Here is a 21,763-nt window from a genome sequence, read left to right as displayed (position 1 = left end):
GCGGCGCCAGCGATCCGATCAACTTGCTCACAGGAACACCACCCCAAAACGTAGCGCGCCATACAGACGCCAGTAGACGGACAGAAACGGAATTAGCATCGACGTCCACACCATCTCCGCCAGATGGCGCCAGTGGCGACGCGTACCACGTAGCCGCTGCGCACAAAATTGCGCGGTGAGCAGCGCCCACAGCGCCGCGGCAACGACGCCCGGCGTGCCTTTGCCGGCCAGCCATGCAACGCACGCGAATACGGCGCAGGCGACCGTCGCGTAGTAGCGCAATGGCGGGCGCGCACCGATACGCTGCCGAAACAGCGCTGGATGCTTGCGAAACAGCAGCGCGTCGAAGCGGCTTTTTTTCTGCTGCTGCAGGCTGACGCCCCAGCGCGCGGGCCGCACCGGATGAATCACGACTGCATCGTCGGCGCGCACGATCCGGCGACCTGCCGCGAGCAGCGTGAACTGCAAGTCGGAGTCCTCGCGCCATGCGGCGGTAAAGCGCTCGTCGAAACCGCCTGCCGCCGCGAGCGCCGCGCGGCGCACGAACACATTCGCGGTCGCGAATTCCGCGCGGGCGAGCCCGCTCGCGTCGCGTTCGTAGTCGGTCGGGAGGTCGGGCAATGGCATCTCGATGCGGCCGCTCACTGCGTCAGCGTCGTGCGCGGCGGCAGCGGCGATCCCGGCACGCAGCCAGTGCGGCGACGGAATCGTATCGTCGTCGGTAAACGCGATCAGCGGTGCGCGTGCGATACGCCAGCCTACATTGCGAGCGGCCGCGGGCCCTTGCGTTGCGGTGACCGGCATATATCGCACGACGCCGCCGCGTGCCAACTGCGCGGCTGCGAAGCGGTCGACGAGCGTGCGCGTCGCGTCGTCCGGACCGTCGTCGCAGACGATGATTTCATAGCGCGCGCAGTCGAGATGCTGTGCCGCTAACGCGTGCAAACATGTTTCGAGCAGCGCGGGGCGCCGCCACGTCGGCACGACGACCGACACGTCGACGCTCGTCGATGCCGCGATGCGTGCGTCCTGGGCGACCGCGTCATCGGACGCAGCCGCGTGCGCTGCCGTTGAGGCTGCGACGGCGCTGGCAGAAAGCGGATGCGCGACGTTCATGATCTGGCCACGGTCGCGCCGGCGCCGTCCTTCTCGACAATGAACGGCCCGATCGCAAGCGCATCGAGCGGCGACGTCCAGAACGACTCAATCGCATCGCGTGGCGAGTTCACCATCGGTTCGCCGCGCGTATTGAACGACGTATTGACCAGCACGGGAACGCCGGTGCGCCGGTAAAACGCGTCGACGAGGTCATAGTAGAGCGGATGCTGCGCGCGATTGATCGTCTGTATGCGCGCGGTGCCGTCGACATGGCGCACCGCGGGAATCCGCGCGGCTTTCTCTTCGCGCACATCGAAGATAAACAGCATGAACGGCGCGCGCTGCCCGCCGACGAACCAGTCGGCCGCATGTTCTTCCAGTACCACCGGCGCAACCGGCCGGAAGTCTTCACGGTCCTTGATGTCGTTCAAGCGGGCCTGCATCGAAGCTTCGATCGGCGACGCAAGGATCGAGCGCGAACCGAGCGCGCGAGGACCGAACTCGGTACGCCCCTGATACCAGCCGATCACTTTGCCGTCGACCAGCATCTGGGCTCCTTCATCGGCGATATCCGTCGCGCGCCGATAGGGAATCTTCGACCAGCGCAAGAATTGCTCGATCTCGTCGTCCGCGTACTCGGGGCCGAGGTACGCGTGATCCATTCGCCAATGCCGGACACGGTCGCCGCGTTCGCGATAATCGATCCATAACGCTGCGCCCAGCGCGGTGCCTGCGTCGCCGGCCGCCGGCTGCACCCAGATGTCATCGAACGGACCGAGGTCGCGCACCTTCGAATTCATCACGCAGTTGAGCGCGACGCCACCCGCCATGCACAGCCGGGGCAAGCCGGTTTGCTGGTGTAGCCACCCGGCAAGCCGCAACACGGTCTCTTCCAGCACGCATTGCAGCGAACTCGCGATGTTGAAGTGCCGCTGTTCGAGCGGCCCGCCGCGTTCGCGCGGCGCACCGAAGCGTTCGACGAGACGCGGCGCATCCACCGTGTAACTGCCGTCCTGCCTGACCTTGACGATTTCTCGAAACTGCGCGGCGTAGACTGGCTCGCCGAACGACGCGAGCGCCATCACCTTGTACTCGTCGGACGAATGCAGGAAGCCGAGCCAGTCCGTCACTGCTTCGTACAGCAGGCCGAGCGAATGCGGCAGTTCGACCTGGCGCAGCCGCTGGTATGCGCCACCGACGAACCGTCCCATGCTGGTAGTCACGCCTTCGCCGCGGCCGTCCATCGTCAGCACCGCGGTGTCGTCGAACGGGCTCGCGAGAAATGCGCTCGCTTCATGCGCGAGATGGTGGTCGACGAAGTGCCAGCTGAAACCGTTGCGCCGGTCGACATCGCGAAAGCGCCGCGCCAGATGATGCGGCGCGCCGTCGAGCAACTGCGCTTTCGCATTCGCGATATAGCTGAGAAACAGCGGGTCCCATGGCGATTCGGACGGGTTCGTGTGCGGCTGGCCTGCCGGGTCGAACGGTAACGTGATCGTCGCGCCGGGCGTTTTCGGCATGCCTGCGAACAGCGCCGGGTCGTACGAATACGCGACGTGGTCGACATCCTTGAGCGTTATGCCCGCGGCGGCGAGGCAATAGTCGATCGCATCGAACGGCAACTGCCACGTCGAAAACGGCACCGGCCGCTTGGCGTGCTTGATGTGCGTGAAGCGCTCGTCTTCGGCGGCGGCCAGCACCACGCCGTCGCGCAGCAGAGCCGCCGCGCTGTCGTGATAGACCGCATTGATTCCAAGTGTGTACATATGCATCGCTCCATGTCAGAGAGGGCGAGAAGCGTCCAGTGCGCGTGCGGCCACGGGTTCGTCCAGCGACGCGGCCACGGGCGCGGTACGCGTGCGGGTTTCTTCGAGCAGATCGCGTGTTGCGTCGACCACGTCGCGCGGTTCGACGCCCAGCAGGCACGCGTGATGGCCTTGCGGGCACACGCTGCGATAGCACCAGCGGCATTCGACGTCGCGAAACAGCACGCGGTGCGGGGTTTGCCACGGCCCATGCTGCGGATTGGTCAGCGCGTACAGATCGACGACCGGCGTGCCGAGCGCGGACGCGATATGCACCGGGCCACTGTTGTTCGAGACCAGCACGCGCGCACGCTCGATCAATGCAGCGAACGGACCGAAGTCGAGCGCATCGGTCAGGTCATGAATCAGTCGCTGCGAAGACGCTCCCGCCGCGGCGCGCAACGCGTGTGCGAGCGAGGCTTCGTCGGCGCCGCCGGTGACGAGCACTTGCATGCCCGTCTCGTGCACGAGCGCGGCGCAGGCCAGCCCGAACCGTTCCGCCGGGTAGCGGCGCGATGCGGCGCTCGCACCAGGGTGCACGACGATAACGGGCGTACTGGCGTCGATGCCGCGGGCCACAAGCTCGGCATCGAGCGCGGCCCGTTCAAGGTCCGTTACGCGCAACCGCATGCGTGTGTCAGCGGCGTGCGCACCGACCGCACCGACCAGCGACAGTTGCCGCGGCACCTCGTGCTGCGTCCCTTGCTCGGGCTCGCGCTCGGGCAGCCAGTCACTTAACAACGCATATGGATTCTCGCGGCATCGTGCAAGACGCCGTTCGATGCCGGCCAGATAGCAAAGCGTCGCGGCGGGGAGCGGGTTCTGGCTATACACCGTGAAGATCACCGCGGCGTCGAATTTCCGTTCGTGCAGCAGCGTGCGCATTGCGAGATCGGCAGCGAACGCTTGCGCCGGTCGATGGCGGCACCACGGCGCGTCATAGCGAATCGCGTCGTCGATGTCCGGCAGAAACGGCGCGAGCGCGCAGCCGGCCGCCGACGTCAGTAGCGTCAGATGCCGGCCCGGCACTGCATCGCGCAGCGCGCGCAATGCAGGCGTCGTCATCAGTACGTCGCCGAGGTTGTCTGTGCGTACGCAGAGAATGCGTTTGACTTCCGTGCCCCACGGATTCAGCGGCGCCGATGCGGCGACATGCGCATGCGCGAACGACGGGCTGGCGAGGTCCGACAAATCCGTCATCGCGCGACTCCGGGTGCGGGTTCGGTGGCGGACCGGTTTTCGTGCTCGTGTGTGCGCACGATGAACTGCGCGGCTTCGTACAGATCGCGCGCGTACGCAAACGGCGTGCGCTGCGCCGCGTTGCGCCATTCGGTCTCGTTGCCGTTGTTCAGCAGGATCGTGCGGCAACCCGCGCGATTGCCGGCCTCGATGTCGTCGAGGATGTCGCCGGCCAGCCACGACGTGCGCAGATCGATATCGTGTTCCCGCGCCGCTTGCAACAGCATGCCGGGCGCCGGTTTGCGGCAGTCGCACGCATTGGCGAACGGCGCGACGTGTCCGCGCGGATCATGCGGGCACCAGTAGAACGCGTGCAGCAACGCGCCGCATGACGCGAACATTTCGCGAAGACGGTGGCGGACCGCATCCAGTGCGCCGATCGCAAAGCGACCCTGCGCGACGCCGCCCTGATTGCTGACCACGATCAGCTTGAACGGATAGTCGCGCAGCAGCTCGAGCGCGTCCCGGGCGCCGGGTGCGAATCGCATTGTGCGCGGGTCGACGTTGTATGGAACGTCTTCGAGCAACGTGCCGTCCTTGTCGAGAAAGACGGCACGGCTGCCGGGTAGCAGCTCATCATTGGCCATAGTTGGAGTGGGAAGAACAGTTAGAGAAAAAGCCGTGATACGTGTCGGCTGCGCACGGCTCGCCACATCGGGTCGACAGCGCGAACCGTGTTAGCCATACGCTGCGCCGACAGCCGAACGGCGTTGCTGCGCCGCGGCTTCGCGGCGTGGCCGCGGCACCTTGGCGACCTGCCGGTACACCGCCTCGAGCGATTGCGCGACGCCTTGCCACGTGAACTCTGCATGTGCGCGCGCCGCGCCGGCGATGCCCATTTGCCGCGCGAGGGCGGGGTCGCGGTACAGAGCCGCGAGGCGGGCCGCCAACGCGGACGGATCGCGCGGCGGCACGAGCCAGCCGGTCTCGCCATGCTTGACCGAGTAACGAATGCCGCCGACGTCCGCGCCGATCACCGGTGTACCGCACGCCATCGCCTCGACCGGCGTGATGCCGAAAGGCTCGTACCACGGCGTCGTCACGAACACATCGGCTGCGCTATAGAACTGGCTTAAATGGGCGCGGCCGCGCCGGCCGACGAACGTCGTCTGGGTGGCCACCTGTTCGCGCTGCGCGATGCCGCGCAGGCGGGCAATCTCCGGCGTCGCGATTTCGTTCGGCGCCTCGGAATTACCGCCCACGATATAAAGCTGCGCGTCGATGCCGTAATCACGCCTGAGCGCGCCCATACCGCGAATCACATTGTCGATGCCCTTGCGCTGCACGAGCCGGCCCAGCTGGAGCACGATGAACCGGTCGCACGGCCAGCCGAGTGCGGCTCGCGCGTCGTCGCGGTCGACCTGCTGCAATTCGTCGATGTCGAACCCGCACGGCACGATTTCGATCCGATCGGGGTTCGCGTGATATAGCTCGATCAGATCAGTCTCGTCTTGCGGGCATTCGGCGATGACCGCGTCCGAATGTTGGACAAGGTCGTCTTCAATCGCGAAGCGCTCATCGGGAAAGCCATCGTCGTCGCCCTGATGAATGCGCCGCACGCGACCGAGCGCATGGAAGGTCGTGACGACCGGTATCCGTAGCGCGTGCTTCACCTTTAGTGCGGCGAGGCCCGACATAAAGAAGTTCGCGTGCATCAGATGATAGGGGTGCCTCTCTTTCTGGAAGAAAGAAATGAGGAACTCGGCAAACTCGTTCATGTACGGCAGCAGCCGTTCTTTCGCGAGTTGCCGCGGCGGGCCCGCGGGAACATTGACGATCCGGATACCGTCCATTTCGGACACCAGCGGCAAGAGCGACCGGTCGCGCCGTGTGAACACGTCGACCTGATGCCCTGCCCGGTGCAGTTGCCGCGCGACGTTAGCGACATAGATGTTCTGGCCGCCGCTATCGACACCGCCAGCAAGTGCAAGCGGCGACGCGTGTTCGCTGATCAGGGCGATTTTCATTTGGGTTCCTCTTCATTCGTGGTCAGACTGATAGTGGGCGACGGTTACCTCGGTGATCGAGCCTGACTCCTCAATGCTCGAGCCGGCGCATGCACCAGTTTCAGCATCCGATGTGCCAACGATGAGCATGGGCATTTCCAACGAACGGCAGCGCACGCACTGTTATTTCCGTCGTTGCGGGTTTTCCGAAGCGCTGTGGCGCACCCTGATTTACATCCGGCATGTAAAAGCAGGATGGGCTCGCGTCGCGCGCAGCCTCTTCGATGAATATTGCAAGGGCGACCGGCGCAGCTCACGCGGAGCCGTGACGGCGCGCGATGCGCACGGCGCGTTCGCGAAACCGCGGTGCGGGACCGAATCTCGCTCGCAGAGCTTCGATGCGGCTTTGCCGCGCAATGCGAACGCTTTAGCGGACGGGAAGGAGATGACCGGAATCGACCATCGGCGCCAGATGAGAAACCGCATCGCGATCGATTTATGGAACGCGCTGCTGCAATACCGCGCGATCACACTCGCGTCGTTTGCACTGATGGTTTGCGGCAAGCTCGCGTCCGTCGCGATGCCGCTTGCGCTGCGGGAAATCGTCGACGATCTGGGCGGGTCCGCGCCGGCGCTTGTCTTCCCGGTTTTCCTGGTGCTGGCCTATGCGCTGCTGCGGTTTCTCGGCGACGCGCTAAACGAAGCACGCGACGTGGTATTCAGCGCGGTCACGCAGCGCACGGTCGCATCGTTTACCGAGCGCACGTTTGCGCATCTGCACCGGCTTGGCGCACGGTTTCACGCGCAACGGGAAACCGGCACCGTGGTGCGCGATGTGCAGAAAGGCGCGGACGGTATCGGTTTTCTGCTGGGCACCGCGATTTTCGCGATCGTGCCGACCTTTATAGAAATCGTGACGATCGTCATTATTCTTGCGCGGGGATATTCATGGCTTTTCACCGCAGCAATTGCGATCACCTTCGTCTGCTATGCGGTGTACACGTTTGTTTTTACGCGGCGGCGGCTCGTTGTGCAGCGGCGCGTGAATGCGCTGGAAGCGCAGTCGGATGCGCGGCTGGTCGATAGCTTGCTCAACTACGACACCGTCAAGTTCTTCGCGACGGAAGACGTCGAGAGCCGGCGACTCGACGATGTGCTCCAGCAATGGATCGACGCGCGCATTGCGAACCAACGCGCACTCACCGCACTGCATATCGGGCAAAGCGGGGTGGTTGCCGCCGGCGTTGCGGCGGTGCTGTTGCTGGCGGTGCAGTTCGTGATCGCGCGCCAACTGAGCGTGGGGGACCTGGTGCTGATCAACGCGTACATCATTCAGGTCTGCATGCCGCTGAACACGCTCGGCGTCGTGTTTCGTGAGACGAACGATGCCAAAGTCAATGTCGAGCGGATGTTCGCGATTCTCGCCGCGCAGGGTGTGCGGGGCGAAGATATCGATCTGCGCGATGCGCGGCCGCTCGTCGTCACGCAGGGCGGCATCGAATTCCAGCATGTGGACTTCGCTTACGATGCCGCGCGGCAGGTGTTGCGCGACGTCAACTTCCATGTGCACCCCGGGCATCGGCTTGCGGTGGTCGGCGGCAGCGGTTCGGGCAAATCGACGCTCGTGCGACTGCTGTTCCGCTTGTACCAGCCGAGCGCGGGCAGCGTGCGGATCGACGGACAGGACCTGCGCTCCGTCACGCAAAGGAGCCTGCGCGAAGCGGTCGGCATCGTGCCGCAGGACACCGTGCTGTTCAACGATACGATCGCGTACAACATCGCCTATGGGCGTCCGGGCGCAACGCGCGCCGATGTCGTCCGCGCCGCGCGCGCCGCGCAACTCGACGAATTTATCGAGCGGCTGCCCGATCACTATGACACGCGCGTCGGCGAACGTGGCTTGCGCTTGTCGGGTGGAGAGCGCCAGCGGATTGCGATCGCGCGGGCCATCCTGAAGAATCCGCGCATTATCGTGTTCGACGAAGCGACGTCGGCACTCGACACGCGATCCGAGCGCGCGATCCAGACCGAACTGAACCGGCTCGCACGAGGCCGCACGTCGATCGCGATCGCGCACCGGCTGTCGACGGTCGTCGATTCCGACTGGATCCTCGTGATGGAGCATGGGCGCATCGTCGAGCAGGGCGCGCATGCCGATCTGCTCGCGCGCGATGGCGTCTACGCGAAGATGTGGGCGTTGCAATGGCAGCAGGGGGAACTCGAGCACATGCAACGCAAGGTCACCGCGCGGGCGGTCGAGCTGGGGCCGCTTATCGCACAGGTATCCGCGGACCTGCGCGGTGAAATCGCACGGCGCAGGGTTCGCTGGCAGGTATCGATAGCCGATAGTCCGCTATGTGCAACCGGCGACCCGGCCGAGCTCAAACAGATTGTCGCGGACCTGTGCCGCAACGAGATCGAACACGCAGGCGCGGGTGAAACGGTTGCGCTGCGCGCCGAGCGTCACGCGAATCACGCATGGGTGAGCGTGTGCGGCGACCACGCGCGACCCGAGGAATTGCCGCAGCAAACCGCGCGACGAATCGAGTCGACGCTGTCGGCGTGGGGCGGCGGGTTGACTGCGACGCAGGTCGGCGACCGTGTTGCTTATGTCGCGGTGATTCCGCTGCGGCCGGTCGTCGATGCGGGTATTGCGGAAACGGCCCGCGCACAACCTGCCGAAGGCGTCGATGCTATACCTGCCCAAGACTCCGCGCTGCCGTCCGCGCGGGCGACGGCCGAACCGCTGACTGGCGTGACAGTGTTGGCAATCGACGACCAGGAGGAAGCTCGCGACGCACTCGAGGCGGTGTTGACCGCGAGCGGTGCGCGCGTGCTGCTCGCGTCATCGGGTGACGAGGCGGTGCAGCGTCTTGCCGATGCGCGTCGCGATGCGTGGCCCCAGGTGTTGTTGTCCGATATCGTGCTCGCGGCTGAAAGTGGCTACGACGTGCTGCGGCGCGTGCGCGAGCTGGAAGCGCGGCAATCGATCGCGGTGAGCGAGCGGATGACGGCAATTGCGTTGACCGGCTACACGGAACTGCCGCCGCAGGCGTTGCATGCCCCCCCGCTCGAGGACTTTGCCGTTCACCTGACCAAGCCGGTCGCCGCGGAAGTCCTGATCGACACCATCCGCCATGTGGCGAAGCGGGTGTAGAGCAATGGCAGTGCGAAGCGCACGCGTCATTTCTCCGCGATCTCGGGCGTATGCGCGCGATGCGACGCGGCATTCGTTCCCGGCTGTTGCGCAACCACATGTGCCGGATTACGCAGCGCAGCGCGTTTGACGATATCGCGCGATTCGAGCACGTGGTCCGGCACGCGCCGTCGTTCGCGAATGGCCCATGCGAGTCCGCGCAAGAGCGCGATGCTGTCGCGCCAGAATCGTTTCTCGCGGCGAAAGCAGTTGAATGCACGCGCGGTTGTCCGCAACGCTTCGCCGGGCGGCAACCTCTGCCATGCGGTCCACGCCGCATTGCGCGCCAGCAGCCGCCGCCTCAGTGCGCTATCGCGCATCGGCGAAGGATGATGCGCAATCCCCAACGCGGCGCAGTACACAATCGCGTGCCCGGCAGCGAGTACATCGAGTGCGACCCGTTCCTCTTCTCCGCCAATAAAAAAGCGGGGATCGTAACCGCGTGTGCTGCGAAACACGGATGTGCGCATCACGCAGGCTCCCGCCATATAGCCGATCAGCGACGGTCCAGGCAAGCCGTCCGAGTCGAGCGGACTATTCTGCATGCTCGCGCATACCGGGTCCGTATCGCGTCGTTCGCCCACTTCGATGCGCGCATTCAGAATGCCGACTCGCGGATAGGCGTCGAGCACGGCGACCGCGTGGTCGAGCGAACCCGGCGTCCACCATGTGTCGTCGTCGCAGAACGCGACATACGGGGTTTGCACAAATGCGACTGCGCGATTGCGGCCGGCCGCGCCCATATTGGACCCGCAACGCACCAGCAGTACGTCCGGAAACAGCAGCTCGATCATTGTCGCGGTGCCATCGCTCGATGCGTTGTCCGCGACGATGATCGGCGGATGTTCGGCAAGTGCGCGCAGATGCATCAACGTATCGATCAACTGGGCGATGCGGTTATGGGTCAGGACGACCACGGTAATGCGCGGATCGGACATGGTGACGAATCGCCTTGCAGGGTATCGGGTTGAGTTTTCCGCGAGCGTTCTGTCGGCGCGCACGCGGGGCATGGACACCAGTGCAAACGCAGTGCCTGCGTGACGAGGAAGCGCTTTGCGCGGCAGGACTTCGGCTTGCTGGTCGATAGCAGCCGCTGTCTTGAAGACAGGCGTCAACCCTTCATGGAGAACTCACGATGAAAGCAGTCGTATTTCACGGTATCGGCGAAATCTGTCTCGATACGGTGCCCGATCCATCGATCCAGCAACCGACCGACGCGATCGTGCGCATCACGTCGAGTGCGATTTGCGGCACCGATCTGCATATGGTGCGCGGTACGATGCCCGGCATGGTGCCCGGCACGATTCTCGGTCACGAAGCGATCGGCATCGTCGAAGATATCGGGCGCGATGTGCGCAATCTGGCGCGCGGCGATCGCATACTGGTGCCGTCGACCATTTCCTGCGGCTTTTGCTCGTATTGCCGCGCGGGCTATACCGCGCAATGCGATACCGCGAACCCGAACGGCGTACGTGCCGGCACCGCTTTTTACGGCGGCCCGAAGGCATCGGGCCCGTTCAACGGCCTGCAAGCGCAATACGCGCGCACGCCGCTCGCGCATGCGAGCCTGATCCGCCTGCCGGAAAATATCGATGACGACCGCGCGATCCTGTTGTCGGATATTTTCCCAACCGGCTACTTCGGCGCGCAGCTTGCGGGCGTGCGCGTCGGCGATACCGTGGCGGTGTTCGGGGCCGGGCCCGTTGGCCAGTTCGCCGTTGCAAGCGCGAAGCTGATGGGCGCGGGCCGCATAATCGTGGTCGATCGCATCGAGTCGCGTCTCGAGATTGCGCGGCAGCAGGGTGCCGAAGGGGTGAATTTCGATCAGGAGGATCCGGTACAGACCATCCTCGAACTAACCGGCGGCATCGGGGTCGACCGCGCGATCGATGCGGTCGGCGTCGACGCGGTGCGCGCGGACAAAGGCGCGGCTGCGCAAAGCCAGCAGGACAAGCAGCACGAGTTCGACGAGGAACTGAGCGAGATCGCGCCGCGGCAAAGCCAGCACGACGGGCATTGGCAACCCGGTAGCGGACCATCCCAGGTCTTGCGCTGGGCGGTGCAGTCGGTCGCGAAAGCGGGCACGGTGTCGGTGATCGGCGTCTATCCGGAAGGCGACCGGTTTTTCCCGATCGGCGAAGCGATGAACCGGAACCTGGCCATCAGAATGGGCAACTGTAATCACCGCTCGATCACGCCGCGGCTGGTCGAACTGGTCCGCAACGGGTCGTTCGATCCGATCAGCGTGCTGACCCAGCGCGAGCCGATCATGAACGCGATCGATGCGTACCACGCATTCGATGCACGCGAGCCCGGCTGGCTAAAAGTGAAGCTTGAACCGTAGTCTGGCGTTCGCCCGTTTCCAATGCGCGTGCAAAGCGTTCATTGAACATGGGCGATTTCTTTCGCGACGGCGGCCGGGCTGTCGTAGTCGTGATCCGGCAGACGGCTGATGATATCGACGATATCGCTGTTCGCGCGATTACGGCGCGACTGCTCGATCAGCTTCTCGCGCGTGGTTGGATAGTTGACGCCGGCCAATGCCTTCTGAATATCGGTCGGGTTTGGCTGACCGGGATGACGATGGTCCTGAGCGTGCGCGGGATGTTGAGCCATGATTCTCTCCTGACAATTGACAAGGGGTGCTCCTCGCCTTGATGGCAAGGACATCGAGATGCGCGCATCGCGCGTGCCGCGAACTTATTGCTTCGTCGCCGACGCCGGTTCGCTAGCGGCAAGTCTGCAAAGGAATAGGGCTTGCACGCGTAGTGAGGCGCCGGCCGGCGCATATCGATGCCGGTCGACACATCACACAGGAGAACGCCGATGAGCGACACGCAATCACCCTCTACATCCACGATGCATGCGTACCGGATTCACCATTTTGGCGGACCGGACGCGCTTGAATTCGATTCGATCGCGATCCCCGAACCGGGTCCGGACGAAGTGCTCGTGCAAGTCCTCGCAGCGGGCGTGAATCCGGTCGACGTCAAGACCCGCGAAGGCCACTACCCGATGATTCGCGACGACGCGCTGCCTTATACGCTCGGGCGCGATTTTGCCGGAAAGGTCGTGCGCGCGGGCGGCAAGCACGCGCTGCAATGGCGCACCGGTCAGCAGGTGTTCGGCTTCGTCGGCCAGGGGCAGGGCGCGTTCGCGGACTTTGTTGTCGTCGATGCGACGGCGCTGGCCGAACCGCCTCATACCGTCGATATCGCGACCGCGGGCGCCGTGCCGCTCGCCGCGCTGACCGCATGGCAGGGGCTGTTCGAGCACGGTCTGCTGGAACGCGGCGAGCGCGTGCTCGTGCATGCGGCGGCGGGCGGCGTCGGTCATCTGGCCGTGCAATTCGCGCGCGAGAAAGGCGCCGAGGTATTCGCGACGGCTTCCGGTGACGGTGTCGATTTCGTCCGCTCGCTGGGCGTCGACAATGTGATCGATTATCGAACCCAGCGCTTCGAAGATATTGCCCGCGACATGGACCTCGTGTTCGATCTGGTTGGCGGCGACACGCAGTCGCGTTCGTGGGCAGTCGTCAAGCGCGGCGGCGCGCTGATATCGACGCTGACCGAGCCATCGCAGACCGAAGCCGCCAAACGCGGCGCGCGAGGCGCGCGCTACACCGCGCGGCCGGACGGCTCGCAGCTGAATACGATTGCCGCACTGATCGACGCGGGACGCGTCAAGGTGCGCGTTGCGCAGCGATTCGGCGTCCGTGACCTGAAGCAGGCGTTCGCGCGGATCGAAGCCGGCCATGTGCACGGCAAGCTGGTTGCCGAGGCCGGCCGCACCGAGACCGGCCGCTGAACGTGCGTTCAGGCGCCTAACCTCTCACGCGCCGCACAGCCTGTGCGCCCCGCGCCCGCACGACGTGCGCGGCGCGGGCCTGCGCACGCAACCGGGTGCCGCGGCTTCGCGCCTCTACAGGCGACTCCGGAGGCACATCACGCGCACGCGAGTGTATGCTTCGGTTGCGCAGCCCAGTCGCGCGCGCCGCAGCGGTACATGCCACCGCCCGCCAGCCGGAACCCCCAACGATCGCGACAAAACAGGAGAAGTCAATGCCGAGCGAGCCCTCGACACCCGGGCAGGATATGCCGAACCGGGACGCTGCCGCGATCCTGGATTTTCCCGTCGTCGGTATCGGCGCGTCGGCGGGCGGGGTCGAAGCGCTGCTGACTTTTTTCAACCATGCGCCCGCGTCGATGGACCTTGCGTTCGTCGTGATCCTGCATCTGCCGGCCGAGCCGGTCAGTCATATCGACGAAGTGCTGCGGCGCGTATCCCGGCTGCCGGTCAGTCAGGTGACAGGCGCGACAAAGATCGAAAAGGACCACGTCTATATCATTCCGCCGGGCAAATATCTGTCGGCCGCGAACGGGTATCTACGCGTGACCGAGCGCACGCAGCACGGCGGCGCGCCGGTTGCGATCGATGTCTTTTTCCGCACGCTCGCCGACGCGCATGGCACGCGCGCAATGGGCATCGTGCTGTCCGGCACCGGTTCGGACGGCGCGGTCGGCTTGAGCCGCATCAAGGAAGCGGGCGGTATGACGATTGCCCAGGAACCGACCGATGCCGCCTATCCGGAGATGCCGCACCATGCGATCGCGACCGGGCATGTCGATTTTGTGCTGCCGGTGGCCGCGATGCCGCGCAAACTGGTCGAACTCTGGCGCAACGTGCAGAGCATCCAGCCGATCAACCTCGAAGCCGAGGAAGAGGCCGAGGGACCGGCTGAGCCGGCGCGCGAAGAGTCGGAAAAGGCGTTGCATGACGTCCTGATGCATCTGCGCGTGCGCACCGGCCATGATTTCCGGCACTACAAGCGCGCGACGGTGCTGCGTCGCATCGAACGGCGCATGCAGGTGAACGGCGTGCACGACCTGATGACTTACCGGAACCTGCTGCGCACGACACCGGCGGAAACCAGCGCGCTGCTCGCGGACATGTTAATCGGCGTCACGCAGTTCTTCCGCGACCGCGACGCGTTCGAGGCGCTGCGGCGCGATGTCGTGCACGGGCTGTTCCGTCCGTCGGTTGCCGACCCGCAAGTGCGCGTCTGGGTGGCCGGCTGCTCGACCGGCGAGGAAGCGTATTCCATCGCGGTGTTGCTCGCGCAGGAGCGCGACGCGGCGAACTCGGCGACCGCCGTGCAGGTGTTCGCAACCGACATCGACGAAGCGGCGATTGCGCGCGCCCGTGCGGGCGTGTACCCCGGGTCGGTGAGCGCCGATATTCCCGGCCCGATGCTGGCGAAATTCTTTGTTCGCGACGGCGTGAATTTCCGGATCGTGAAGCCGATACGCGAAAAGATGCTGTTCGCGGTGCATAGCCTGTTGCGCGATCCGCCGTTTTCACAGCTGCATCTGATTTCATGCCGCAATGTGCTGATCTATCTGGACCGGTCGGTGCAGCGCCAGATTCTCGAGCTGTTTCATTTCGCGTTGCGGCCGGACGGCTATCTGTTTCTCGGCACGGCCGAATCGGCCGATTCGGCGGACGACCTGTTTGTCGTCGTCGACAAGAAAAACCGCATCTATCGCGCGCGTCCGGCGCTTGGTCGCGTGAAGACCGCGGTCGGCTTTCCGCTGTTGAGCGTCAGCGATCAGGCGGCGCGTGACGAAAAGCCAATCACGCTGCCCGTCGCCAGCACCGCGCAGCCGCCGGCGGATCGGCGCAGCTTTTCATTCTCCGCGCTGCATCAGCGGGTGCTTGAAGAATATGCGCCGCCGAGCGTGATCATCGATCGCGAATCGACCATCGTGCATCTGTCCGATACCGCAGGGCGTTTCCTGCATCACGCGGGTGGCGAACCGTCGAACAACATCATGGAACTGGTGCTGCCGGAATTGCGGCTCGACTTGCGCACCACGCTGTTCCGCGCGCTGCAAACCGGCGCGAGCGTCGAAGCGCGGCGCGTCAGGCTGGTGCGCGGCGAGCAGGCGTCATGGATCAATATGACCGTGCGTCCGTTTCACGATGCCGGTCTCGATGCCGACTTCTTCCTCGTGCTGTTCGACGAAGTGCAGGAGCGGATGACCGACGAAGGCGAAGAGCAGGACGGCGGCCGTGACCCGGTGCTGATCCAGCTCGATCACGAATTGCAACTGAGCCGCGAACAGCTGGCGACGACCATCGAACAGTACGAGACGTCAGTTGAAGAGCTGAAGGCATCGAACGAGGAATTGCAGGCGATCAACGAAGAGTTGCGCTCGGCGACCGAAGAACTCGAAAGCAGCAAGGAAGAATTGCAATCGGTCAACGAAGAATTGACCACGGTCAACACCGAACTTCAGAACCGGATTGAAGACACCGCGAAAGCAAACGACGACCTGCAGAACATCATCGTGTCGACCGATATCGCAACCGTATTCGTCGACAAGAAATTTCTGGTGAAGCGTTTCACCGCAAACGCGACGCGTATTTTCAAGCTGATCGATACCGATATCGGCCGCTCGCTGTTCGACATTACGCATGCGCTGCAGTATCCGACGCTCGCGGAAGACGTCAAACAGTCGTTCGAAACGTTAAAGCTGATCGAGCGCGAAATTCAGAGCAGCGAAGGCCGCTGGTATCTGGTGCGCCTGTTGCCGTACCGCACTGCCGACGACCGCATCGACGGCACGGTGCTGACGCTGATCGACATCACCGCACGGCATGAAGCCGAAGAGGCGGCGCGACGTGGCGAGGAGCGCTTGCGGCTCGTCGCGCAATCGACCGCGGACTACGCGATCATCGTGCAGGACCCGCAAGGCGCGATCGTGACATGGAACGCGGGCGCCGAACGCATTTTCGGCTATACGGAAAGCGAAGTGGTCGGCCGCAATGTATCGCTCATTTATGGACCGGGCGACGACGAACAGCAGGCGGCCGCGCGCGAGCGGGAGACCGCGCTGCGCGACGGCCGTGCGGACGACGAACGCTGGCACGTGACGAAGGATGAGCGACGCGTCTATTGCAGCGGCGTCGTGACGCCGATCTCCGACGCGGCGTTCACCGGCTTCGCGAAGATCGCGCGCGATCTGACCGAGCGCAAGCGCCGCGAAGACTCGAAGCAGCAGGCGCTCGAACACGAGCGGCAGCAGCGCGAAAAGGAAGTGCTGTCGAATCAGCTGAAGGACGATTTCATCGCGGTGCTGTCGCATGAGCTCAAACATCCGCTGAACCTGATCGGCGTGAAAGCCGAAATGTTGCCGAGGCTGCCCGAAGCACGCGGTCTCGTATCGGTGCGGGAAACGGCCGACTCGATCCGGCGCGCGGTGCGTACGCAGGCGCAAATCATCGACGATCTGCTCGACCTGTCGAGAATCCGCACCGGCAAGCTCGCGCTCGAGCTCGCGCGGGTCGATCTGGTCGCGTTGATCGCCAGCGTCGCGGACGCGGTGGAAGAAGACGCGTGTGCGCGCGGCATTTCGCTGTCTGTCGATTTCGGCGACGTGCAAGCGCCTGCGCATGCGACGGCCGATCCGGTGCGCTGCGAGCAGATTCTGTGGAACCTGGTCAGCAATGCGCTGAAGTTCACCGATGCGCGTGGCCATATCAGCATCAGGCTCAGGCGCGAACAGACGCTATGGCGTATCGATGTGATCGACGACGGTCAGGGCATCGACGGTGCGATGCTTCCGTACGTGTTCGAAATGTTCCGGCAGGGCCGCGGGATGCGGGACGCGTCGAAAGGCGGTTTGGGAATCGGTCTTGCGCTCGTCAAGCAGCTCGCGCAGATGCATGGCGGCCGCGTTGCCGCACGTTCCGACGGCCACGGCAAGGGCACCGCGATGACCGTCTGGTTGCCGGTCGCGGAAGAACGCGGCGGCATCGGCGCGGCCGCGACGCAGCAGCCGGGAAGCATCGACGCGCTGCGCGTGCTGATTGTCGAAGACGATCGGGAAACGGCGGCGACGCTATCGAAGCTGCTCGAACTGGAGCACGCGTCGGTGCGGATCGTGCTCGGCGCCTCGGAAGCGCTCGCGGCGTTGACGCGCGAACCGGTCGATGTGCTGCTCGCCGCATTTCCGTTGCGCGACCGGGACGGCGGCGAGTTCGTGCGCAATGTGCGGGCCGTGTGCACACCGGAACAACTGAAGATGATTGTGCTGTCCGCAGGCAGTCGCGAGCAGAATGCAAATGCAAAGCCGAGGGAAGGCGTCGACCTGCAATTGGTGAAGCCGCTCGATTTCGACGAGCTGCTCCATGCGCTGATGCGCTTGACCGGGCGGGACGTTAGTTGAACCCGCACCTCGCGCGCGACTCGCGTGAGGTGCGGGGGCTGCGGATTGCGCGCGCTTACGCGGTCTGTTGTGGCCGCGTGCCGCGCAAGCGGGAGAACGCCGCAAGCAGATCTTCGAGCATCACCGGCTTCTTAAGATGCGCGTCGAACCCCGCATCCTTCGCGCGCGCGACATCCGCGTCCTGGCCGAAACCGCTCAGCGCGATGCAGATCACGCGCTCGAAGCCGGGCCGTTTGCGAATCTGGTCGATCAGCTGGAAGCCGTCCATATCGGGCATCCCGAGATCGGACAGCACGACGTCCGGCGCTTCGCTATCGAGCAGCGCCAGCGCTTGCGTGCCGCTGGTCGCGGTCTGCACCGTCGCGCCCTCGCTTTCGAGCAGCAGCTTGAAGGTTTCGACGGTCGCCGCGTCGTCGTCGACCATCAGCACGCGCATGCTTCTGAGCGACGCCGGCGCGGCCTGGTCCGCCGAGCTGACATGGAACAATGGCCGGTGCGTCGGCAACTCGACCGTAAACGATGCGCCGCGGCCCAGTCCTTCCGATTCTGCTTTCACGGTGCCGTTATGCACGTTCACCAGCTCGCGCACCAGCGTAAGCCCGATGCCGAGACCGCTGCGCCGTCCGACCGAATGACGGCTTTGCCGGTACATATCGAAGATATGCGGAATCTGTTCGGGATCGATGCCGCTACCGGTATCGGTAACGCGCAGCACTGCATTGCCGTTGTCCAGTTGCAGCGCAATGTCGATTGCGCCATGGCTCGTGAATTTCATTGCGTTGCTGACCAGGTTCCAGACGATCTGTTCGATACGCGTGATGTCTGCGTGAATGATCACGGGTTGGTCCGTCACCACCAGGTTCAGCCCAATATTGCGTTGCGCGACATCGTTCTTCACCGCGCTTGCGACACGTTGCACGATTTCGCGCATATCGACCGCGGTGCGGACGATCGATAGCTTGCCGGTACGGACGCGCGAAATGTCGAGCAGATCGTCGATGATCTGCGCCTGGCTCATCACGGTGCGCCGGATCGTATCGCTTGCGCGCGACAGGTTCAGATTGCCGCTCGTCTGCGGCGCGCGCGCGATCAGCTCGGCGCTCGCGGCAATCAGATTGAGCGGGTGCTTCAGCTCGTGCGACACGACTGCGAGGAATTCGTCGCGGCGCAACTGTGCGTCGCGTTCGCCGGCATTGTGCGCGGCATCGCCGGGTGTGCGTAGCGTGACCGCCTCGCCGCTGCGCACCAGCTCGCCGAGGTCGCGGGTGATTTTCGCAAAGCCGCGCAGGCCGTCTTCGTTCAGGCGCGACAGCACGCCGCCCGCGAAGAAGCGCGAACCGTCCTTGCGGCGGTGCCAGCGTTCCTCTTCAGTGCGGCCGAAGCGGCGCGCCTCGTCGAACTCGCGTTGCGCGACGGCGCTCGCGCGGTCTTCGTCGGTCGACAGCACGTCGGCCGGCTGGCCGAGCATTTCCTCTTCCGTATAGCCGAAAATGCGCTGCGCGCCCGCGTTCCAGCTGGTAATCAGGCCTTCGTCGTCGAACGTGATGATCGCGTAGTCCTTCGTGCTTTCCGCGACGATACGCATGCGCCGCTCGCCGTCGCGCAGCCGGTCTTCCGCATTGCGCCGCTCGGTGATGTCGATAAACGACAGCACCGCGCCGTCGATGCGGTCTTCGGTCGTGCGGTACGGGACGAAGCGCGCGAGGTACCAGCGCCCGTCGTTGCTGCGCAGTTCGCGTTCGATCAGCCGTAGCGAATCGAACGCTTCGGCGGCGTCGTCCGCGAGCTTCGCGTATTCGAGCCGGTGCGTGATGTCGAGCAGCGAGCGGCCGATATCCGACGGGATAATGCTGAACACGTCGGTCGCACGCGGCGTATAGCGCTTGATGCAGATATTGCGGTCCACGAAGATCGTGCCGATATCGTTCGCGGCGATCAGATTCTGCAAGTCGTCGTTAATCTTGCCGGTTTCTTCGACCTTCGACTTCAACTCCGCATTGACGGTGGTCAGTTCCTCGTTGATCGACTGCAGTTCTTCCTTGCTGGTTTCGAGCTCTTCGGTCGCGGAACGCAGTTCCTCGTTGATCGCCTGCAATTCCTCGTTTGACGCTTTCAATTCCTCGGTCGAGGTTTCGGATTGCTCGATCGTCGATTGCAACTGCTCCTTCGTGCGTTGCAATTCGCGCTCGAGCTGGCTGATAAGCGGGTCTTTCTGCGGATCGCTCGACGTCACGGTTTCCGCGCCACCCATGCTGTCCTCGACCTCATCGAACAGCACAAGCACAAAGTCCGCATTGGTTTCCGGATCGTGCACCGGGCGCGCGGTCATATTGACGAAATACGAGCGTCCGTCGCGCTCGATCCGCACGCGACGCGCTTCGACGCTGCGGTTCGTGTGCAGCGCCTGGTAGATTGCCGTGCGCAGTTCGAGGCGCAGTTCCGGTCGTACCGCGGCCACGATATTGTGCGACGGCTCGCCACCCGAGTACTGCAGGAAGCGGCCCGCGCGGTCCGACAGATGGACGATTTCCGATTCGCGGCTCACGAGCACGCTGGGCGGCGCATATTGCTCGACGAGGCGCTGGTGCAAATCGCCAAACGAGAAGCGGCGGCGCCCCGGCGGCTGCACGGTCGCGACCATCGGCCGCGAACCGATCGTGCCCGCGATCGACACCGGCATCGGCGTATCACCTCGCACAGCCCTGTTCGCGCGGTAGATCCGGTTGCGTTTATCGATGACCGTGAACATCGAACTGACGCTGTCCGCCGATTCGGAACTGCCGAGAAACAGGATGCCGCCCGGACGCAGCGCGAAGTGGAACATCTTCAGGATGTCGATCTGCGCTTCGCGGTCGAGATAAATGAGCAGGTTGCGGCAGCAGATCAGATCGAGCCGCGAAAACGGCGGATCGCTCAGCACGTTGTGGTGCGCGAACAGCATGTGCTCGCGCAATTCCTTTTTCACGCGATAGTGTGCGGCGTCTTTTGTGAAGAACTGCCGCACGCGCACCGGCGACACGTCCGCGAGGATCGAGTCCGGATACAGGCCATTGCGCGCGAAAGAAATCGCGCGTTCGTCGATGTCGGTCGCGAAGACCTGGAAGGTCAGGCCATCGGTGGACTTCAGCGAACGTTCCTGCAGCAGGATCGCAAGCGAATACGCCTCTTCGCCGGTCGCGCAGCCGACCGACCACACGCGAATGCGGTCCTGCTCGTTGCGGCCTTCGAAAATTTTCGGTAGCACGTCTTTTTCGAGGACGTCGAAGGCCTCGCGGTCGCGGAAGAAATTCGTCACGCTGATCAGCATGTCCTGCAGCAGCGCCTGGGTCTCGTCCGGATGCAGATGGAGGAAATCCCGATACGCCTGCAGATCGGTTAGCCCGTTCACCTGAAGGCGCCGCTCGATCCGGCGCAACACGGTCGCCCGCTTGTAATGGCGGAAGTCGTGCGCGGTGCGGGTGCGCAGAATCACCATGATCTCGCGCAGTGCGCGCTCGGTGCTTTCGCTGACTTCCGCGTTGCGTTCGTCGATTTCTGCCGCATCGGGCAACTGGATCTGCTTCGTGGTGTTCCATAGGTCCATCAGGCGCTGTGGCATTTCGGCCGCCGCTAGCACGAAGTCGACCATGCCGGTCGCGATCGCGCTGCGTGGCATGCTGTCGTATTCGGCTTCGGCCGGGTCCTGTGCGAACGTGATGCCGCCCATTTCCTTCACGCGCGACAGGCCGACCGAGCCGTCTGAACCCGCACCCGACAGCACGATGCCGATCGAACGTTCGCGGTGCGCTTCGGCAAGTGTGCGGAAAAACAGGTCGATTGCCGCACGGCGGCCTTCTTCGGGCGTCTGGCGTTCAATGCGCAGCATGTCGTCGACCATTGTCAATTCAAGCGATGGCGCGATCAGATACACATGGTTCGGTTCGATCGGCGTCTCGGTCGTCACCTGAATGACCGGCATGTCGGTCGCTTTTTGCAAAAGCGCCGGCAAGTTGCTTTCGTGATCGGGCGACAGATGCACGATCACAACGAACGACATCGACGTATGGGCAGGCAGCGCCTCGAAGAATTGCAGGAGCGCATTCAATCCGCCGGCCGACGCACCGATCCCGACGATCGAATGCCGCGCCTGGCTAGGCAGCGATTGCCCGCGTGGTTTAGGCATGGCTACATGTCCCTGAAGTGGATCGGGCGCCTTCTCATCGACCGCCCTACGGGGGAAAGCGGGCAGGCCTGATATGGCGGGACCCT

Annotated in this window: 12 protein-coding genes; 4 read left to right on the top strand and 8 right to left on the bottom strand. The window is 64.2% G+C overall.

Annotated elements, in window-relative coordinates:
• Positions 1-27 precede the first annotated feature (27 nt).
• From BX592_RS21730 to BX592_RS21710, 5 genes are all read right to left on the bottom strand, one after another.
• On the bottom strand, positions 28-1,116 hold the full coding sequence (locus BX592_RS21730) for a glycosyltransferase family 2 protein (RefSeq protein WP_134194366.1): 1,089 nt from the start codon (positions 1,114-1,116) through the stop codon (positions 28-30).
• On the bottom strand, positions 1,113-2,864 hold the full coding sequence (locus tag BX592_RS21725; protein ID WP_134194364.1) for a carbamoyltransferase family protein: 1,752 nt from the start codon (positions 2,862-2,864) through the stop codon (positions 1,113-1,115). The genes BX592_RS21730 and BX592_RS21725 overlap by 4 nt, the downstream gene beginning before the upstream one ends.
• Before the next feature lie 15 nt (positions 2,865-2,879).
• Positions 2,880-4,103: a glycosyltransferase family 9 protein gene (locus BX592_RS21720; protein WP_134194362.1), complete on the bottom strand. Its 1,224-nt coding sequence runs from the start codon at positions 4,101-4,103 to the stop codon at positions 2,880-2,882.
• On the bottom strand, positions 4,100-4,729 hold the full coding sequence (locus BX592_RS21715; protein ID WP_134194360.1) for a D-glycero-alpha-D-manno-heptose-1,7-bisphosphate 7-phosphatase: 630 nt from the start codon (positions 4,727-4,729) through the stop codon (positions 4,100-4,102). Before BX592_RS21715 ends, BX592_RS21720 begins: the two co-directional genes overlap by 4 nt.
• A gap of 90 nt (positions 4,730-4,819) precedes the next feature.
• Positions 4,820-6,109 (bottom strand): glycosyltransferase, encoded by a 1,290-nt coding sequence (locus BX592_RS21710; RefSeq protein WP_134194358.1) that lies wholly within the window; start codon positions 6,107-6,109, stop codon positions 4,820-4,822.
• 424 nt (positions 6,110-6,533) lie between these two features.
• On the opposite strand from BX592_RS21710, the gene BX592_RS21705 reads away from it, so the two are divergent.
• Entirely contained in the window at positions 6,534-9,245 is a 2,712-nt protein-coding gene (locus BX592_RS21705; RefSeq protein ID WP_134194356.1) for an ATP-binding cassette domain-containing protein, read from the top strand.
• Between the two features lie 26 nt (positions 9,246-9,271).
• Here the strand turns inward: BX592_RS21705 and BX592_RS21700 are convergent, their stop codons facing one another.
• The gene (locus BX592_RS21700) at positions 9,272-10,222 is read right to left on the bottom strand and encodes a glycosyltransferase family 2 protein (protein WP_134194354.1); all 951 of its coding nucleotides are present in this window, start codon (positions 10,220-10,222) and stop codon (positions 9,272-9,274) included.
• A 197-nt stretch (positions 10,223-10,419) separates the two neighbouring features.
• Between BX592_RS21700 and BX592_RS21695 the strand changes: the two genes are divergently transcribed.
• Positions 10,420-11,628, top strand: a complete 1,209-nt coding sequence (locus tag BX592_RS21695) for a zinc-dependent alcohol dehydrogenase (protein ID WP_134194352.1) — start codon at positions 10,420-10,422, stop codon at positions 11,626-11,628.
• 38 nt (positions 11,629-11,666) lie between these two features.
• On the opposite strand, the gene BX592_RS21690 is transcribed toward BX592_RS21695, so the two are convergent.
• Entirely contained in the window at positions 11,667-11,900 is a 234-nt protein-coding gene (locus BX592_RS21690) for a DUF2795 domain-containing protein (RefSeq protein WP_134194350.1), read from the bottom strand.
• A gap of 210 nt (positions 11,901-12,110) precedes the next feature.
• On the opposite strand from BX592_RS21690, the gene BX592_RS21685 reads away from it, so the two are divergent.
• Together BX592_RS21685 and BX592_RS21680 are read left to right on the top strand one after the other, a co-directional pair.
• Positions 12,111-13,091: an NADP-dependent oxidoreductase gene (locus BX592_RS21685; protein ID WP_208327944.1), complete on the top strand. Its 981-nt coding sequence runs from the start codon at positions 12,111-12,113 to the stop codon at positions 13,089-13,091.
• Between the two features lie 254 nt (positions 13,092-13,345).
• A complete protein-coding gene (locus tag BX592_RS21680) occupies positions 13,346-17,515 on the top strand; it encodes a chemotaxis protein CheB (protein ID WP_134194348.1) in 4,170 nt (1,389 codons plus the stop codon).
• 55 nt (positions 17,516-17,570) lie between these two features.
• On the opposite strand, the gene BX592_RS21675 is transcribed toward BX592_RS21680, so the two are convergent.
• Positions 17,571-21,677, bottom strand: coding sequence for a CheR family methyltransferase (locus BX592_RS21675; protein WP_134194346.1), 4,107 nt, complete (start codon positions 21,675-21,677; stop codon positions 17,571-17,573).
• Between the last annotated feature and the right edge of the window lie 86 nt (positions 21,678-21,763).

It is taken from the genome of Paraburkholderia rhizosphaerae (assembly GCF_004366595.1).
GTDB classification, from domain to species: domain Bacteria; phylum Pseudomonadota; class Gammaproteobacteria; order Burkholderiales; family Burkholderiaceae; genus Paraburkholderia; species Paraburkholderia rhizosphaerae.
The sequence above is the reverse complement of the archived record's forward strand: the minus strand, read 5'-3'. Positions and strand labels throughout refer to the sequence as shown.

Bases quoted from the DNA above. Each gene is read 5' to 3' on its own strand.
- BX592_RS21730 (WP_134194366.1), bottom strand. From the start codon at position 1,116: ATGAACGTCGCGCATCCGCTTTCTGCCAGCGCCGTCGCAGCCTCAACG.
- BX592_RS21725 (WP_134194364.1), bottom strand. From the start codon at position 2,864: ATGTACACACTTGGAATCAATGCGGTCTATCACGACAGCGCGGCGGCT.
- BX592_RS21720 (WP_134194362.1), bottom strand. From the start codon at position 4,103: ATGACGGATTTGTCGGACCTCGCCAGCCCGTCGTTCGCGCATGCGCAT.
- BX592_RS21715 (WP_134194360.1), bottom strand. From the start codon at position 4,729: ATGGCCAATGATGAGCTGCTACCCGGCAGCCGTGCCGTCTTTCTCGAC.
- BX592_RS21710 (WP_134194358.1), bottom strand. From the start codon at position 6,109: ATGAAAATCGCCCTGATCAGCGAACACGCGTCGCCGCTTGCACTTGCT.
- BX592_RS21705 (WP_134194356.1), top strand. From the start codon at position 6,534: ATGACCGGAATCGACCATCGGCGCCAGATGAGAAACCGCATCGCGATC.
- BX592_RS21700 (WP_134194354.1), bottom strand. From the start codon at position 10,222: ATGTCCGATCCGCGCATTACCGTGGTCGTCCTGACCCATAACCGCATC.
- BX592_RS21695 (WP_134194352.1), top strand. From the start codon at position 10,420: ATGAAAGCAGTCGTATTTCACGGTATCGGCGAAATCTGTCTCGATACG.
- BX592_RS21690 (WP_134194350.1), bottom strand. From the start codon at position 11,900: ATGGCTCAACATCCCGCGCACGCTCAGGACCATCGTCATCCCGGTCAG.
- BX592_RS21685 (WP_208327944.1), top strand. From the start codon at position 12,111: ATGAGCGACACGCAATCACCCTCTACATCCACGATGCATGCGTACCGG.
- BX592_RS21680 (WP_134194348.1), top strand. From the start codon at position 13,346: ATGCCGAGCGAGCCCTCGACACCCGGGCAGGATATGCCGAACCGGGAC.
- BX592_RS21675 (WP_134194346.1), bottom strand. From the start codon at position 21,677: ATGCCTAAACCACGCGGGCAATCGCTGCCTAGCCAGGCGCGGCATTCG.